Annotated in this window: 12 protein-coding genes; 9 read left to right on the top strand and 3 right to left on the bottom strand. The window is 55.8% G+C overall.

All coding sequences use genetic code 11. From position 1 onward, the window contains the following. Nucleotides 1-1,740, bottom strand: a complete 1,740-nt coding sequence (locus O5O45_RS31090) for a bifunctional protein-serine/threonine kinase/phosphatase (RefSeq protein WP_305903118.1) — start codon at nt 1,738-1,740, stop codon at nt 1-3. A 61-nt stretch (nt 1,741-1,801) separates the two neighbouring features. Next, nucleotides 1,802-3,274 (bottom strand): NarK family nitrate/nitrite MFS transporter, encoded by a 1,473-nt coding sequence (locus tag O5O45_RS31085; protein ID WP_305903117.1) that lies wholly within the window; start codon nt 3,272-3,274, stop codon nt 1,802-1,804. A gap of 479 nt (nt 3,275-3,753) precedes the next feature. Between O5O45_RS31085 and nirB the strand changes: the two genes are divergently transcribed. The 3 genes from nirB (at nt 3,754) to O5O45_RS31070 (ending at nt 9,363) form a co-directional block, all read left to right on the top strand. After that, the gene (gene nirB, locus O5O45_RS31080) at nt 3,754-6,204 is read left to right on the top strand and encodes a nitrite reductase large subunit NirB (RefSeq protein WP_305903116.1); all 2,451 of its coding nucleotides are present in this window, start codon (nt 3,754-3,756) and stop codon (nt 6,202-6,204) included. A gap of 60 nt (nt 6,205-6,264) precedes the next feature. Next, nucleotides 6,265-6,594, top strand: a complete 330-nt coding sequence (nirD, locus tag O5O45_RS31075; RefSeq protein WP_127968691.1) for a nitrite reductase small subunit NirD — start codon at nt 6,265-6,267, stop codon at nt 6,592-6,594. A gap of 99 nt (nt 6,595-6,693) precedes the next feature. Further along, nucleotides 6,694-9,363, top strand: coding sequence for a nitrate reductase (locus O5O45_RS31070; RefSeq protein WP_305903115.1), 2,670 nt, complete (start codon nt 6,694-6,696; stop codon nt 9,361-9,363). 183 nt (nt 9,364-9,546) lie between these two features. On the opposite strand, the gene gloA2 is transcribed toward O5O45_RS31070, so the two are convergent. Then, nucleotides 9,547-9,933, bottom strand: coding sequence for an SMU1112c/YaeR family gloxylase I-like metalloprotein (gene gloA2, locus O5O45_RS31065; protein ID WP_305903114.1), 387 nt, complete (start codon nt 9,931-9,933; stop codon nt 9,547-9,549). A 336-nt stretch (nt 9,934-10,269) separates the two neighbouring features. Here gloA2 and O5O45_RS31060 point away from each other — a divergent pair, with 336 nt between their 5' ends. The 6 genes from O5O45_RS31060 (at nt 10,270) to O5O45_RS31035 (ending at nt 16,584) form a co-directional block, all read left to right on the top strand. Then, nucleotides 10,270-11,058, top strand: a complete 789-nt coding sequence (locus O5O45_RS31060) for a substrate-binding periplasmic protein (RefSeq protein ID WP_305903113.1) — start codon at nt 10,270-10,272, stop codon at nt 11,056-11,058. A 164-nt stretch (nt 11,059-11,222) separates the two neighbouring features. Further along, nucleotides 11,223-12,836 (top strand): alkaline phosphatase, encoded by a 1,614-nt coding sequence (locus tag O5O45_RS31055; protein ID WP_305903112.1) that lies wholly within the window; start codon nt 11,223-11,225, stop codon nt 12,834-12,836. A gap of 581 nt (nt 12,837-13,417) precedes the next feature. Beyond that, nucleotides 13,418-14,179, top strand: coding sequence for a response regulator (locus O5O45_RS31050; protein WP_305903111.1), 762 nt, complete (start codon nt 13,418-13,420; stop codon nt 14,177-14,179). A gap of 3 nt (nt 14,180-14,182) precedes the next feature. Continuing rightward, the gene (locus O5O45_RS31045; RefSeq protein WP_305903110.1) at nt 14,183-14,545 is read left to right on the top strand and encodes a response regulator; all 363 of its coding nucleotides are present in this window, start codon (nt 14,183-14,185) and stop codon (nt 14,543-14,545) included. 28 nt (nt 14,546-14,573) lie between these two features. Next, nucleotides 14,574-15,194 (top strand): chemotaxis protein CheW, encoded by a 621-nt coding sequence (locus tag O5O45_RS31040; protein ID WP_305903109.1) that lies wholly within the window; start codon nt 14,574-14,576, stop codon nt 15,192-15,194. 178 nt (nt 15,195-15,372) lie between these two features. Next, nucleotides 15,373-16,584: an ABC transporter substrate-binding protein gene (locus tag O5O45_RS31035; protein WP_305903108.1), complete on the top strand. Its 1,212-nt coding sequence runs from the start codon at nt 15,373-15,375 to the stop codon at nt 16,582-16,584. The last annotated feature ends 45 nt before the right edge of the window (nt 16,585-16,629 follow it).

The raw sequence follows: 16,629 nt of genomic DNA, 5'->3' as shown, positions 1-16,629 counted from the left end.
TTACCGCAACAGATGCAGCAACCACAGCAGCGTAGCAAGTTGAGTAAATAACAGTATCCCGCTTAGCCCGCGCCAGAAGGCCAAAGGATTGCGTTCGACGATGGGAAGCGCGCTATCCGGCATAAGCCGGGAGTTGGGATGAGTCATGTCCTGCAACCATTCGGAAAAGCTGTCGTAGCGACGACGCGGGTCCAGTTGCAGGGCTTTCTTCAAGGCGCCGTCCATCCACACCGGAACCATCGGGTTGTGATGATAGGCCGGCGTATATTTTAATTTGGCCAACGCGGTCGGCGACGCGGCCTTTTCATAGGCTTCACCGTATGGCAAATGCCCAGTCAACATTTCATACCCGATCACCGCCACGGAAAACAGCTCGGAGCGTGTCGTGGCTTTCGTCCCCAATACGTATTCCGGCGCGCTATAACTGGCGGTGCCCAAGGCCCTTTCCCGCGCAATGGGCAGATACATTTCCTCCACACCCGGAATACGGCAGGAGCCAAAGTCCACCAAAGTGACGTGATCGTCATTGGTAATAAGGAGATTGTCCGGCTTGATATCTTGATGCAAAGTCTCTTTGCGATGTAACGCCCGCACGCCTTTGACTATCTGCTCCAGAATGCGGGTCACCCGGTGAATATCCGGGCGAGAGTTATCGCGAATCCACCGGGACAAGGGCGCGCCTGGTACGAACTCCGTCAGATAATACAGACAGCTACGCGCTCGTTTGCAGGGAACCAAACCCGCCACGTGGGGATTGTGCACCCGTCGCGCAATCCACTCCTCCATGGTGAAACGTTCGATATAAGCAGGATCATCCACGAAATTGAGAGAGGGCGTTTTCATTACCGCACGCCCCCCGGTTTCCATATCAGTGACCTGATAGACCTGGCTGCGCGCGCTTTCATGCAGAATACGATCGACGCGATAGCCGTCCAGGCTCTGCCCCACTTCCAACGGCGGCGGAAACGGGAGGCGGCTGAGTTCGCGGCAGCAGGCGTCCGCATCGCGTAACCCGAGACTCTCCACCCGTAGTATCTGACAACTCAGGTTATCGTCACTGCCCGCCTGCAGAGCTGCCTGTAAAAGGTCTGCAGCAAGCCCCTGAAAAGACGCTTGCGCGGCGTCTCGCAGCCGCTCCCGCAATTGATGATGCGGGATAAAATCATGGAGGCCATCCGTGCTCAGCAGGAACACATCTCCGGCCTGTATCTCCAACACGCGGTAGTCGATGTCCAGATTGGCGGAAAATCCCATGGCCCGAGCCAGATAAGTGCGTTCTGCATCAACGCGGGCGGTGTGATCCGTAGTGACCTGTTCCAGCTCGCCCTGCCGATAGAGATAAATCCGACTGTCGCCCACATGAAAGATATGCGCCTGCGTCGACTTCAATACCAGAATGGACAAAGTGCACACATATCCTTTGTCGTCATTCAAGGTGCGTAGACTTTGTCCATAAAGCCAGCGGTTCAACGCCTGCAGCACTTTCTGCGCGGCGTTTTTCACCGACCAGGAATCCGGAGTGCAGAAATAATCGCTCAAAAAGTTGGTGACGCAGGCTTCGCTGGCTTCCTTGCCCGCTTCCGCCGCACTGACGCCATCCGCGATGACCGCCACAGCGCCTTTCAATTGCAACGTCTCCCGATCAGGAATACGCACGCCGATGCAGTCTTCATTGCGGGGTTTCACGCCGGCAATGCTGTGTTGATCAACGGATAGCGACAAATCGCTGGCGAATATCATGCGCCACTCATCCTGCTGCAAAAATTAAAGGTAGTACGCCGCAGCAATAGACCCATGTCAATCAGTTCACTTCAATCAGTTGCACGCTGCCGTCTTCGCCCACTTCGACCATATGCCCTTCAGGCTCATCGAGAAACTGCACGGCGAGAAAACAAACTGCCGCCGCTCCTGCAATGGCCATAAAAAATGTGGATGCATCGACGAATGAATACACCGTCAGGAAAGTCACGCCGCCCACATTGCCGTAGGCGCCCGCCATACCCGCGATTTGTCCGGTCATACGGCGCTGCACTAGCGGCACCATGGCGAACACCGCCCCTTCCCCCGCCTGCACGAAGAAGGAGCACAGCATGACTGCCGCCACCGCCGCCGGGATCATCCAGGCTGCAGAAATCTGACTCAGCAGCAAATACCCCACCGCCAGGCCCGCAATCAGGATAGACAAGGTTTTCTTGCGGCCAAAGCGATCCGACAACAGACCGCCGCCAGGACGGGCCACCAAGTTCATCAGGGCGAAAGCGCCTCCCAACAGACCCGCCTGCACTGGCGACAGACCAAAGGTTTCCATGAAAAAAGCGGGCAACATTGACACTACCGCCAACTCCGATCCGAAGGTCACGAAGTACGCCCAGTCCAACACCGCCACCTGCTTGAACTTATAACGCTGCATTTCCGGCACGCCTTGCTTCAGGCGCTCATGATTGACGTTGTAGATCTGCCAGAACTGGACGATAAATAACGCCACCAGCCCCGCCCACAAAATCGAAGCCGTAGAGTCGGATAGCAGTCCCAGACCGGCGGGAGACAGCTTCCAGGTCAACACCGCCAAAGCTATGTACATGGGCAGGTTCATGGCGATGTAAAACCAGAAGTCTTTCCAGGAACTGACCTCCAGTCCCCCGCTCTTCTTGGGTTTGAAATAAGTAGAGCCTTTTGGGGTATTGCGAACTTTGCGGTAAAACAGCAGTCCATAGAAGAAGGCGACGACCCCAGTGGTGGCGATCGCATAACGCCATCCTTCATCTCCGCCATAGATATAAGCGGCGATTGATGGCAGCGTCCAGGCCGCCGCGGTGGAGCCGAAATTCCCCCAACCGCCATAGACGCCTTCCGCCACGCCAACGGTTTTGGCGGGAAACCACTCTCCGACCAGACGGATGCCGATGACAAAACCCGCGCCGATGAATCCACACAAAAACCGGAACAGAGCAAGCTGCTCAAAGGTGGTGGAAAACGCAAATCCCCAACACAGGAAAGCGGAAATCATTAACAACAGACTGTACACCGCACGCGGGCCGAACTTATCCACCAACATGCCAATGACAATACGCGCGGGAATGGTCAGCGCCACGTTCAAAATCAACAGCGCCTTCCACTGCTCATTGGACATATTGAATGCTTCCACAATGAATGGTTTCATCGGCGCGTGGGAAAACCACATGACGAACGTGAGGAAAAACGCGAACCAGGTGTAATGCAAGGTTCGGACGCCCCCTTGGGACAGATCCAAAATATTGAGTTTATCGGATGACATAAATCTTCCTGTCTTATTGGCAGTTGAGTTCTCGTAGAAAAGCACCCACAGGAACTACAAAAGCTGTGCCAACCGATAAAACAGGCTTGTTTAACCTCCTTTCAGCCTGTCCTGATATCTCTTTCGCAACCATGAAGAAACATAAATCCCCATGTATATCAAATAATTAAATTTATCAGGAAGACCGTTAGGCTTTTTTCCGCCACATAACGCACCAAATAAGCGCAACACAAAAAACCAATCCCGCACCAAATTAATCACTCTTGTTGGGCGCCAGCTAAAATTTGCGCACTTTTTTAGAACAAAACTCAGGCGTCATTCCGCACCATTGACAAGCAAAACTCCTCGAAATGCATCGAAAACCACTTTTTATCTCTTTAATTACAGTTACTTAAAAATAACGAGATTTTGGTTGGCGCCATTCATGCTCTATCACCGTCAATTAGCCTGTAGCGGATTCAGCGAGCTGGAGAAGGTCCATGAAAGAAAAATTAGTCGTCGTCGGAAATGGAATGGCTGGAATGCGGACTGTCGAGGAGTTGCTAAAAATAGCGCCGGATAAATACGACATCACCGTGTTCGGATCAGAGCCTCACGGCAATTACAACCGCATCATGTTGTCGCCGTTGTTGTCCGGAGAAAAGACGCTCGAAGACATCATGATCAACGACATGGAATGGTACAAAACTCACAACATCACCTTGCACGCCGGATGGGAGAAGCGGGCGCTGAAAGTGGATCGCCGTAATAAGATTGTGTATGCGGCGGACGGGACAGAAGCGGCCTATGACAGGCTGCTGCTGTCCACCGGCTCCAACCCCTTCATTATTCCTGTACCAGGCAAAGACCTGAAAGGCGTCATCACCTTCCGTGATATTTCCGATGTGGACACCATGCTGTCCGCCGCCAAATCCAAACAACACGCCATCGTTATCGGCGGCGGCCTGCTCGGTCTGGAAGCCGCCAACGGATTGTTGAAGCACGGTATGGACGTCACTGTCGTGCATAACCTGGAAATTCTGATGAATCGCCAGCTGGACGGTCCCTCCGCCCGCTTTCTGCAAGCGGCCCTGGAAGAGCGCGGCATGAAGTTCCGCATGTCCGCCAACACCTCTTGCCTGGAAGGCGATGAGCACGGCAGCGTCAAAGCCATCAAGTTCGACACCGGCGAGACGCTTCCTGCGGATATCGTGGTGATGGCTGTCGGCATTCGTCCCAACACCGAGCTGGCGCAATCCTGTGGTTTGTACTGTGAACGCGGGGTGGTGGTCAACGACACCATGCAAACCTTCGACCCCAGCATCTACGCCATTGGCGAATGCGTCCAGCACCGGGGAGAATTATTCGGCCTGGTGGCGCCCATTTGGGATCAGGCCAAAGTCTGCGCCAACCATCTGGCGGGCTACGGCATCGGCATCTACAAACAGAAGGAAGTCTCCACCAAACTCAAAGTCACCGGCATCGATGTGTTTTCCGCCGGCAACTTCCTGGGGGACAACGACAGCGAAAACATCGTGTTTCAGGACCCCAAACGCGGCGTTTATAAAAAGGTGGTGATCAGAGAGGACAAAATCATCGGTTCTGTGATGTTCGGCGATACCGGCGACGGCTCCTGGTACTTCCAGCTGATGCGCGACAAAACCAACATCAGCGACTTCCGCGACACCTTGCTGTTCGGTCAGCACCTGGTGGGCGACTCGGGCCGCCAGGGCATCAACGCCGTGGCGGAACTGCCTGACGACACGGAAATCTGCGGCTGTAACGGCGTTTGCAAAGGCGATATCGTCAAAGCCATCACCGACAACAAGCTCTTTACCCTGGACGATGTGCGCGCCGCCACCAAGGCGTCCGCGTCCTGCGGCTCCTGCACCGGGCTGGTGGAGCAGGTTCTGGCGGCCACCGTGGGCGGCGACTACAGCACCGCGCCCAGCGAAAAGCCGCTCTGCAAATGCACTGGCTACGGCCATGACACTGTCCGCAAAACCATTCTCGATAACGGCCTGAAAACCTTCCATGAAGTCGCCGCCTTCATGGAGTGGAGCAAGCCGGACGGTTGCCACGTCTGCCGTCCTGCCATCAATTACTATCTGGTTTGCGCCTGGCCGGACCAGAAAGTGGACGACCCACGTTCCCGCTTCATCAACGAGCGGGTGCACGCCAATATTCAGAAAGACAACACCTATAGCGTCGTGCCGCGCATGTGGGGCGGCCTCACCACTCCCAACGAGCTGCGCGCTATCGCCGATGCGGCGGACAAATACAAAGTGCCCTGCGTAAAAGTCACCGGCGGCCAGCGTATTGACCTGCTCGGAGTCAAGAAAGAAGACTTGCCCCATATCTGGAAAGACCTGAACGACGCCGGCATGGTTTCCGGTCACGCTTACGGTAAAGCATTGCGCACCGTGAAGACCTGCGTCGGCTCGGAGTTCTGCCGCTTCGGCACCCAGGACTCCACTGGCATGGGCGTCAAGCTGGAGAAAATGACCTGGGGCTCCTGGACGCCCGCCAAAGTGAAAATGGCGGTATCCGGCTGCCCGCGCAATTGCGCCGAAGCCACCATCAAAGACTTCGGCGTGGTGGCGGTGGACTCCGGCTGGGAGCTTTATGTGGGCGGCAACGGCGGAATGAAAGTGCGCGTTTCCGACTTCCTGGTGAAAGTCGCCACCATGGATGACGTCATGGAGTACGCCGGCGCCTTCATGCAGATGTACCGAGAGCAGGGCCATCACAACGAACGCACAGCGCCCTGGGTGGAACGTGTCGGTCTCAGCTATATCAAGTCCGAGCTGGTGGACAACCCGGAGCAGCGCAAGGCGTTTCACACCCGCTTCCTGGCCTCGCAGACTTTGGCGCAGATCGATCCCTGGGCGGAACGGGCGGCGCAAGGCGTGGAGAAACAGGAGTTCATTCCTCTCACTCAATTGAACTAAAACCGCGCAGACAACTGAACCTGAAAACTCCTGAGACGTAAGACAGAAGAGATATCAACTATGACACAGTGGATCGAGGTAGGCAGTCTTGAAGAAATACCGCGTCTTGGCGCCCGCGTAGTGCAGTCCCGTTTCGGCGATCTGGCGGTGTTTCGCACCAAGGACGACAAAGTGTTCGCCCTGCGCGACAAATGCCCGCACAAGGGCGGCGCGTTGTCCCAGGGGATTGTGCACGGCGACAACGTCACCTGCCCGCTGCATAACTGGGTAATCAGCCTGCAGAACGGCGAAGCCCAGGGTTATGACACCGGCTGTACGCGAACTTTCCAGGTGCGTATGGAAGGCCGGCAAATATTCGTGGCCCTCACCGCCACGGAAGAGAGCGATTGAAAATGGTGAGCTTGGGGACTCTTTTCCCATTGAAACGGCGGGACCGCACTCCCCGCCGCGGTTTCGCCGTTTCACCCTTTTTGCATCAGGCCCGAGTTTATGACTTCTAATCGCACTCTACACACGACATGCGCGTACTGCGGCGTGGGTTGCGGCATTCAGGCGCAAGTGATCGATTCAACGACGCGTCAGGCCCGCATTGCCGGCGATCGCAGCCATCCCGCCAACTTCGGACGTTTGTGCTCGAAAGGCGCCGCGCTGGCGGACACGTTGACCTTGCAGGGCCGCTTACTGCAGCCGGAGGTCAACGGCGAAACCGTGTCCTGGGACGCCGCGCTGGACCTTGTCGCAACCACTCTCAGCGCCACCGTGCGCGAACATGGCCCCGAGTCCGTCGCGTTCTATCTCTCCGGCCAATTGCTGACGGAGGACTATTACGTCGCCAACAAGCTGATGAAAGGCTTCCTTGGCTCCGCCAACGTGGACACCAATTCACGTCTGTGCATGTCCTCATCCGTGGCAGGACACAAACGCGCTTTCGGCGCGGATGTCGTACCGGGATGCTACGAGGATCTGGAGCAGGCCGACCTGATCATCCTGACCGGCTCCAATACTGCTTGGTGTCATCCGATCCTTTATCAACGCGTTAAAGCCGCCAAACAGCAGCGCCCACAAATGAAAGTGGTGGTGATTGATCCCCGTCGCACCGCCACCTGCGACATCGCTGACCTGCATCTACCTCTGCAGCCGGGAACCGACGCCTGGCTGTTTAACGGCTTACTGGCTTATCTGGCGCGTCTGGGCGCGCTTGATTACGAATACCTTGAGCAACATACCGAGGGATTCGGTCGCGCGATCAAGACCGCCCGCGCCGAAGGTACGGCGGATATCGTCTCCGTGGCCCGGCATTGCGGCTTGAAAGAAGGCGAAGTGGCGGCGTTTTACGACTGGTTCCGTAGAACGCCCAAAACCGTGACGGCCTATTCCCAAGGCGTCAATCAGTCCAGCAGCGGCAGCGACAAGGTCAACGCCATCATCAATTGCCACCTGGCCACCGGACGTATAGGCAAGCCCGGCATGGGACCATTTTCTCTCACCGGCCAGCCCAACGCCATGGGCGGTCGCGAAGTGGGCGGGCTGGCCAATCAACTCGCCGCGCATATGGATTTTACCCCGGATAATATCGAACGGGTCGGCCGCTTCTGGAACGCCACACGCATGGCAAGCCAGCCCGGCCTGAAAGCCGTGGATCTGTTCGACGCCGTGGCGGACGGCCGCATCAAGGCCATCTGGATCATGGGCACTAATCCTGTGGTCAGCATGCCGGATGCGGACAAGGTCGCCCAGGCGCTTTCCCGCTGCGACAAAGTGATCGTGTCCGACTGTATGCGGCGCACCGACACCACGGAATACGCCAACATCCTGTTGCCGGCCCTCGGCTGGGGCGAAAAAGACGGAACCGTCACCAATTCCGAGCGGCGCATCTCCCGCCAGCGCGCCTTTCTGCCCGCTCCCGGCGAGGCTAAAGCGGACTGGTGGATTGTCAGCGCGGTGGCGCAACGCATGGGTTTCGGCGCCGCCTTCAATTATCGCAACAGCCGGGATATTTTCATTGAGCACGCCGCCTTGTCCGGGTTCGAAAATACGCCAGAGCAAACACAACGCGCTTTTGATATCTCCGCGTTGGAAACTCTGACTGACGCCGCTTATGACGCGCTAGAACCGATACAGTGGCCGGTTAACGCCGCCACGCCCCATGGCGCCGCCAGATTGTTTCAGGACGGCGGTTATTTTAATCCGAATCACAAGGCGCTCCTGCTGCCGATTACGCCACAGTCGCCGCAGGGAAAACGGGATGAGCGCCTGCCTTTCGCACTCAACACCGGCCGTATTCGCGATCAATGGCACACCATGACCCGCACCGCCCTGGCGCCGCAACTGAACGCTCACCTGGGCGAGCCTTATTGCGCCATGCATCCGCAGGACGCACAGCGGCTTGGAATCGAGCAAAATGATCTGGTCAGACTCCGCTCCCATTATGGCGCTCTCATCGCCAGAGCCGACCTGACGGACGAGCAACAACCCGGACAACTGTTCGTCCCCATGCATTGGACGGCGCAATACAGTGCGGCGGGACGGGTCGGCGCCTTGGTCAACCCTGTGACCGACCCTCATTCCGGACAGCCCGAGAGTAAACATACCCCCGTAACAGCGGAGCGCTTTGAAGCGGCCTGGCACGGCTTTATTTTCTCCCGGGAAGAAATAAACCTGGAAGGCGCGCCCTACTGGACCAAAATCCGCGGAGCCCGCTTCTACCGTTATGAGATCGCAGGGACTGCGCCCATTGAGGACTGGAACCAATGGGCGCGCGCCCTGCTGAGTCCGTCGGAACAGAGTGAGAACGAGTGGCTGGAGTATCAGGACTGCGCGACGGGCAAATATCGCAGCGCCTGCTTTACTGGCGACCGTCTGACAGCGTGTCTGTTTATCGGTCCTACGCCAGATTTGCCTGAACGCTCCTGGTTGGCGAGCTTGTTCGATCTGGATGCACTGACCCACAATGACCGCCTCGGCCTGCTCGCCGGTGTTCCTCGCTCCGACGCCCCCCAGGCTGGCCGCACCATTTGCGCCTGCTTCGGCGTAGGAGAAAATACCCTGCGTCAGACGATTCGGGAAAAGGGGCTGCAAACGGTGGAAGCCATTGGCCAATGCCTGAACGCCGGCACTAACTGCGGCTCCTGTATCCCGGAGCTGCAAAAGCTGCTGTAGCGGAGTTCATCCGGGTGGACGTCGCAATCGTTGGAAGAGAAATTTAGTTTGAGGAGAAATCCTCGCCCCGGTTGAGGAGAAGCAAAAGCAACGACCCTTGCTCCTCTGCGTTTGGGAGCCTTAGCGCTCCCTTTTTTAACCTGCCGCGAACCTGACTTGTCTACTTTCCATCTCCAAGCCGCCTTACGCCTCATATAACTCCAGCGGCAGATCATCCGGGTCTGCAAAAAAAGTGAAGCGCTTACCGGTGTATTCATCCACTCGGATATCCTCCACCGCCACGCCTTGGGATTCCAGATACGCCTTGGCTTCCTCTACCGACGGCGTGACAAAGGCCAGATGGCGCAATCCACGCGCTTCGGGATAGCTGGGACGAGGCGGCGCATCAGGAAAGGAGAATAGTTCAACCTGAGAACCGTCCGGCAGTTGCAGGTCCAATTTGTATGAATTTCGTTGCGCGCGAAAATTCTCAGCCAGGATTTTCAGCCCCAGCACTTCCGCATAAAAGCGTTTTGACGCCGCATAGTCCGAACAAATAATAGCGGCATGATGAATGGCGGTGAGTTTCATATAACGCGAAGTCCCGAAATAGAATGTCAGACAAGCCTCCTATTCTCGCGACTTTACCAACGCTTTTCAAAATTCCCGCCAGCAAGCATCTTCCCCGCGACGCCCTAACCAGAAGCGCCCTGTCGCCCCCGCGGCGAAAATCTAACGTCCACCCCATGTATTTCATTCAAGGTAACACTGTGTAACTTATCCCCAACAAGCCCTTGCCATTAGACCTACATCAGCTAACATGTCGAAATAAATAATAAAATCAGCGTATGTGCAGAATAATAATCAGATCTCAAAACAGAGCCTGCTAAGACACAATCTGTATTCACTTTCCCATAAGGAAAACATATGTCGACATACAATGCCTTCAGAGCGCTGGCGCTTTTTCTTACTACTCTCTTCCTTTCCAATCTCGCCGCCGCGCAAACAGATATCGTCTTCTGTAGCGACAACAACTACTGGTACCCATTCACCTACGTAGACGAGCAAGGCGAAGCCGCAGGCATGCATGTAGACATCGTGAAAAAAGCCGCCGAAAGCCTGGGCTATAAAGTCGAATTCAAACCTATGCTGTGGCAGGAGTGTCTGGATTCCGCCCGTGGCAACCTGGTGCACGGCGTCGTCACCGCCTCTTACAAAAAAGAGCGCGCGGAATATATGAACTACCCCGCCGACGCCGCCACCGCGCAGCGCTCCGCCTCGCGGGTAGCGCAAGTGGAATATATTGTCGTGGTGTCCAGCGACGCCAAATACGAATACAAGGGCGATCTCAACACGCTGCCGGAGCCGGTGCGCGTCGCCCGCGGTTACTCCATCGTCAGTACGCTGCGGGAGTCCAACCGGCGCATATATGAGAGCCAGACCGGAGAACTGCGCAACATCGAAAAGCTGGCCAAGCTGGGGAGCGGTTCGGTGATCACCACCCCGGAAGTTTACCAACACCTGATGCGGCAGGCGGAATACAAAACCAAACTGAAATCCGACCTCAACCCCCTCAGCAGTAAATCCTACCATCTTACTTTCGCCAAAGGCTCGCCCCTCACCACCGCAGAACAAACCGCCATCTGGAAAGAGATTTCGCGTCTGCGGGATGACCCTGAGTATATGAGCGCGCTGACGGCCAAGTATCTGAAATAACAAAGAACCCGATCGACTCACGCTGGTTCCGACAGGGAAAGTGTCGTCCCGGCGTGGGTATGCTGTGACCGGATCAAAAGAATTGGGCGATAACAACAAAAACGCCTGACTAAAGGGGCGCAAGCTCCATTATCACATCAATCGACTATGCAATAAGGAAGTCTATGCTAAGAAGAATACATTCTTGGAAACTATTGGCCAGCGCAGCAGCAATTTCGGCCTTGATGGCGGGATGTCAGTCCACCATGGACAAAAAAACCACCGCCAAGGAACCGGAAGTTAAAAACGTGATCATGATGATCGGCGACGGCATGGGGCCGCAGCAGATCGGATTGCTGCACGAATACGCCGTCAATGCGCCTGATTCCATTTACCACGGTCAGCTCACCGGCATGCAGAAGTTCATGGGCGCCGGCGTCCTGGGTCTGTCCCGCCACACTCCCGCTTATAATCTGGTTGTCGACTCCGCCTGTTCCGCCACGCAATTGGCGACTGGCGAACCTGCGCCATCCGAAGTCATCGGCGTAGACAAAGTGGGTAACCATGTTGAAACCGTACTGGAGAAAGCCAAGCGTATGGGTAAATCCACCGGCTTGGTTTCCGACACCCGTCTGACTCACGCCACGCCTGCGTCTTTCGCCGCTCACCGCGCGCATCGCTCCATGGAAAACCAGATCGCGGAAGATATGTTGGCCAACCAGGTGGACGTCATGCTGTCCGGCGGACTGCGTCACTGGCTGCCCAAGTCCGTGAACGACAAAGGCGAGCTGTACCACCAATTGGAGAAGCAAACCGAAGGCGCCGTGCAGTTGAAGTCCAAGCGTAAAGACGACAAAAACCTGCTGGCGGAAGCTGACTCAATGGGATATCAGCTGGCGTTCAACCGTCATCAGCTAGACGCCGCCAAGGGCGATAAGCTGTTGGGCCTGTTCAACTACTCCGGCATGATGAACGGCATCCGTTACACACACAGCAAAGACGATCCCAAGCGCACCGAACCGTCACTGAAAGAAATGACCATGAAGGCGCTGGACATTCTGTCCCGTAACGAAAAGGGATTCTTCCTGATGATCGAAGGCGGCCAGATCGACTGGGCGGGCCACGACAACGACGCAGGCACCATGCTGCATGAGATGCTCAAGTTCGACGAAACCATCAACTACGTTTACGAGTGGGTGAAGAACCGTCAGGACACCTTGGTCATCATCACCGCCGACCATGAAACCGGCGGCTTTGGCTTCAGCTACTCGCGTTCCGACATCCCTGAAGGCGAACCGCTGAACGGCGAAGCGTTCAAAGAGGCGGCCTACGCGCCTAACTTCAACTTTGGTTCGTTCGAGACCCTGAGCAAGCTGTACCAGCAAAAAATGAGCTTCCCGGACCTGTTCGCTCAGTACGACGGCGACAAACAATCCCCGGAAGCACTGATGAAGCTTGTGAACGCTAACAACGCCTTCCCCATCACCCTGGAGCAGGCCAAAGCGGTTCTGGAGCAAGAGCCTAACTACTTTCAGGTTGACGGCCACGATTACCTGAGCGCCAAGATGTTCCCGAAAGTGAATGACTTCAAGTCGTTCTACGTGTACGGCCAGGAAGTGCGCCACGACCTGTTGGGTCGCGCCATGGCCGAAAGCCAGAACATCGTCTGGGCTACCGGCACTCACACCAGCACGCCTGTGCCGGTTGTGGCGTTTGGTCCCGCCAGCGCGACGGAGGGTTTCTCCAAGATGCTGCACCATACTGATATCGGACAACTGGCCAAGAGCGCCATTCATTAATCCGTTCCACGGAATAATAAGCCGATAATTATAAAAGGAGGCCTTGAGCCTCCTTTTTAACACCTCAATGTTATCCTCCCGCCTTTCTGATCTCTGCGGGTTCTTTTCGCAAATGTTCTTTCAGACGTCTTCAACGTTCGAAACAGCATGATTGCGCGCACTCGAAAGCCGACTAAGACCTACTTCCAAGCCTCATTTTCAGGCGCAAACGCATATTTAATTTTGCAAAGTTTTTCACCGCAATGTACGGCGAATTGCGGCGATATCTCACCCGTTATTAACCCCAGTTTCCATGACTTCCAGTAAAACAACAAGTTAGGCGCGAACGTGAATAGGGACACGCTTTCACCATTCGTAACAATTTTCCCTCTCCAATTACATCGCGCAACGGGAACCGCGAATTGAAACGTCAATTTATCGACGTTTATTACCATTGTTTACGAGCATGTTTTTGACAAATTTAACATTCATTCCAATAATCCAGGCAACAGTGATTAGTTTTTAATCACATCGGAGCAGTTCACTTAGTCGTTTCGTAATCAGACCCAAAGGAAAGGCCGCAAGGTCGAGGAGAGGGTTTCATGGACAAGATTATTATTTCGCATGTGGGGCTAATGGAGAAAGACTTGGTCCTGCTTCGGAACCTGTCTCATCTGGACGAAACCTGGTTCGGAAACTTCCAGCTGGCCAGCGAGCCAGGCACCATGGAAGGTCAGATTCTACTGGTGGATGTTGATAAGCCAGAAAGCCGCAGCCTTTGGCAAAGAATGAAGGCCGCCTCCCATTTCGAAAAGACCATCGTCATCAGCCGTAGCAAACAGCCTGTTGACGACGACGCAATTCACCTGACTCGCCCTCTGATTTTTCGTCGCCTGCGCGAAGCATTGCAGCAGGCCACGCAATCGGACCAACAAGAAGCGAAGACCCACGTAAAGAACATTCTCGTTGTCGACGACAACTTGCCGGTGCGCACCTTCATGAAACAGAAGTTGCACGAAATCCTGGATTTCGAAGCTGGCGTGGATGTGGCGGAAAGCGGAGAGGAAGCGCTGCTGAAAGTGCGTGACTGCCGCTACGACCTGGTGTTCATGGATGTGATGATGCCTGGCATGGATGGTTATCAGGCTTGCCGCTCAATCAAGCAACAAGTGAAAACCAAAGTGGTGATGCTGACCAGCAAATCATCCACGTTAAACCGCGTCAAAGCAAAAATGTCCGGGTGTGACGGTTATATCACCAAGCCCCCGGAAGACCGGGAACTGGCGGAAGTCGTACGCCGCTATCTCGGCGCAACCAAAACGGAAACGCTCATATTTCCACAATTAGCAGCTCTAGGGAGATAACCTATGAACAAGAAAATACTTATCGTCGATGACAGCGAAACCGATCTGAAACATCTGGAGCAGATCGTCTCCGGCGCCGCCTATCAAACGGTGACCGCCCGTTCCGGCGAAGAAGCCATCAGCAAGGCGCGCAAAGAAAAGCCCAGCCTGATTCTGATGGACATCATCATGGGTGACATGGATGGCTTCAGCACCTGTCGGGAGATCGCCCAGGACCCTGAGCTGTCCAAGATCCCCGTGGTGTTCGTCTCCAGCAAGAACCAGAAGGTGGACCACATCTGGGCGGCCAAGCAGGGCGCCAAGGCGTTGGTGTCCAAGCCTTACAAAAATGAAGAAATCATCAGTCAACTCCACAGCTATGCCTGAAGCCGATTCAGGGACGAGGTGAGACGCCATGAACAGCGTGTCAATCCCGGTAGAGAGCAAGCGAATACTACGGCCTTCCGAAGCATTCGCCCTGCTCCGGCAAATTAACGCGGAAACCCGGGAGGAAGTCCGCGAAAACCAGGCCACCGCATGGTTCGCCCTGCGGCTGGCCGTGAAGGAAGCCGACGCGGAAACAGCTGATCAGGGCAACCTGGGCCTGCTGATTCGCGAGGACTGCTACAAGGAGCTGCTGGAGTCCCCGGAAATCTGCCCGGTCCCCTACGCTCCCAAGTGGTTGAGCGGTTTCGTGAATGTCCGCAGTCAGGTAACGCCGGTTGTCGACCTGGAGATATTTTTCGGCCTGCGCGAAGACGCGGAAGCCGTCGCGCCGCAACGCAAAGTCGTGCAGCGGGCCAGCCCCTCTTATCTGTTGTATTTCGATCAGGGACAGGAATCCTTCGCCATTAAAGTGCGTCGTTTTCCCAACAAACTGATGATGACGGCGGACGAGCGCATGACTCAGCCCCCGCCCCTTTCCAACGCTCTGATGGCCTGCGTCAATGGGGTCTACAGACAGAACGGCATTTGGTGTGAATGGAATCTGGAAACATTCAAAAGGAGGCTGACCGATATGCTGAGCACGAGTTAAGCCTTACCCCGATAGACAAGCCTGTCAGCGATAGCAGTAAACATCCGCCCCTCAAGGCGCAGGCTGAACCCTGGTTGCTTAAACGGAATTTCCGGGAAAGTCAGGACCGGAGAGGGTTGGCTACGCCCAAAAGCCCCCTTCGGAAGCGTTATTAAAAGGAGTCCCATGGGAGGATAACATGAGAAAGACCATCTCACTCTTATTCGGTCTGGCCCTGAGCCAACTTGTCGCCGCACAATCACCCGGCGTCTACGGAGATCGTATTGTCGTCGGCGGCGTACTGGACCTGGAAGGTCAGTCACGCGGCCTGGGCCTTAACATGCGCGACGGTGTGCTCGCGGCATTCGAAGGCGTCAGCATCAAGGGCAGACGCCTTGAGTACGTCACCCTCAACGATTCATACACCCCAGATCTCACCGTTGAGCAGACCAACCGTCTGATCAAAGACGGCGTGTTCGCCATGATCGGCAATGTCGGCACCCCGACCGCGCAGGTGGCGCTGCCTATCCTCGCTGACAACAAAGTGCCCGCCGTCGGCTTCTTCACCGGCGCAGGTCTGCTGCGTCCCGGCATCGGCGACGTCATCAACTTCCGCGCCAGCTATGTGCAGGAAACCGCCAAGGTAATCGAACAAGGTTTCCGCGCCGGCCTGCAAGCGTCCGAAATCTGCGCCTACGTGCAGAACGACGCCTATGGCATGGCGGGGGTTGAAGGCATCAAACTGGCCCTGCAAAACAACGTCCGTTCCCGCGACATCGTGGAAAAACTGGACACTATCCTGGCCAAATCCGGGGACTCCCCTGAGCGCAACGGCATCGGTCCTGTCGGCGTCTATCAACGCAATACTCTGACTTCCCGCGCCGGTTTCGAGTCTCTTAAAGAGTGGGAAAAAGCCAGCAACAGCCGCTGCCGTCTGGTGGTTACTGTAGGCACTTACAACGCCATCGGCCGCTTCGCCGCCTACTCCAAACAGCGGGGCGAAGACTGGCTGATCAGCGCGGTATCCTTCACTGGCGCGGAAAACCTGCGCGACACTCTGGACCGCTTCGGGGTAACGGACAAAGTCATCCTGACCCAGGTGGTGCCTGACCTGGAATCCGACCTGCCGCTCGTAAAAGAAGCCAGATCCGCGCTTGGCGAACGCCTGAACGTAGTGAGCCTGGAAGGCTATATCGTCGGCAAGATGTTCGTAGCCATCATGCAAAGCATTAAAGGCGACCTGACCCGGGAAAGCTTTGTGCGCGCCACTCGCAATGCGGAGTTCAACATCGGCGGCGTCTCCCTCGACTTCCGCGGCGACAATCAGGGCTCGGACCTGGTGACAATGACTTATTTCAACAATAAGTCCTACCTCCCCATAGAAGGCTCGCAGTTGGCCAGATTGTTCTGAATGGCATGAAGCAACGGGTTATACAGGCTCGAAAAGCAGGAGCAT

It is taken from the genome of Hahella sp. HNIBRBA332 (assembly GCF_030719035.1).
Lineage (GTDB): Bacteria > Pseudomonadota > Gammaproteobacteria > Pseudomonadales > Oleiphilaceae > Hahella.
This window is presented reverse-complemented; position numbering and strand designations above follow the sequence as displayed.

Bases quoted from the DNA above. Each gene is read 5' to 3' on its own strand.
- O5O45_RS31045 (WP_305903110.1), top strand. From the start codon at position 14,183: ATGAACAAGAAAATACTTATCGTCGATGACAGCGAAACCGATCTGAAA.
- nirD (WP_127968691.1), top strand. From the start codon at position 6,265: ATGACACAGTGGATCGAGGTAGGCAGTCTTGAAGAAATACCGCGTCTT.
- O5O45_RS31085 (WP_305903117.1), bottom strand. From the start codon at position 3,274: ATGTCATCCGATAAACTCAATATTTTGGATCTGTCCCAAGGGGGCGTC.
- O5O45_RS31040 (WP_305903109.1), top strand. From the start codon at position 14,574: ATGAACAGCGTGTCAATCCCGGTAGAGAGCAAGCGAATACTACGGCCT.
- O5O45_RS31055 (WP_305903112.1), top strand. From the start codon at position 11,223: ATGCTAAGAAGAATACATTCTTGGAAACTATTGGCCAGCGCAGCAGCA.
- O5O45_RS31035 (WP_305903108.1), top strand. From the start codon at position 15,373: ATGAGAAAGACCATCTCACTCTTATTCGGTCTGGCCCTGAGCCAACTT.
- O5O45_RS31090 (WP_305903118.1), bottom strand. From the start codon at position 1,740: ATGATATTCGCCAGCGATTTGTCGCTATCCGTTGATCAACACAGCATT.
- O5O45_RS31070 (WP_305903115.1), top strand. From the start codon at position 6,694: ATGACTTCTAATCGCACTCTACACACGACATGCGCGTACTGCGGCGTG.
- gloA2 (WP_305903114.1), bottom strand. From the start codon at position 9,933: ATGAAACTCACCGCCATTCATCATGCCGCTATTATTTGTTCGGACTAT.
- O5O45_RS31050 (WP_305903111.1), top strand. From the start codon at position 13,418: ATGGACAAGATTATTATTTCGCATGTGGGGCTAATGGAGAAAGACTTG.
- nirB (WP_305903116.1), top strand. From the start codon at position 3,754: ATGAAAGAAAAATTAGTCGTCGTCGGAAATGGAATGGCTGGAATGCGG.
- O5O45_RS31060 (WP_305903113.1), top strand. From the start codon at position 10,270: ATGTCGACATACAATGCCTTCAGAGCGCTGGCGCTTTTTCTTACTACT.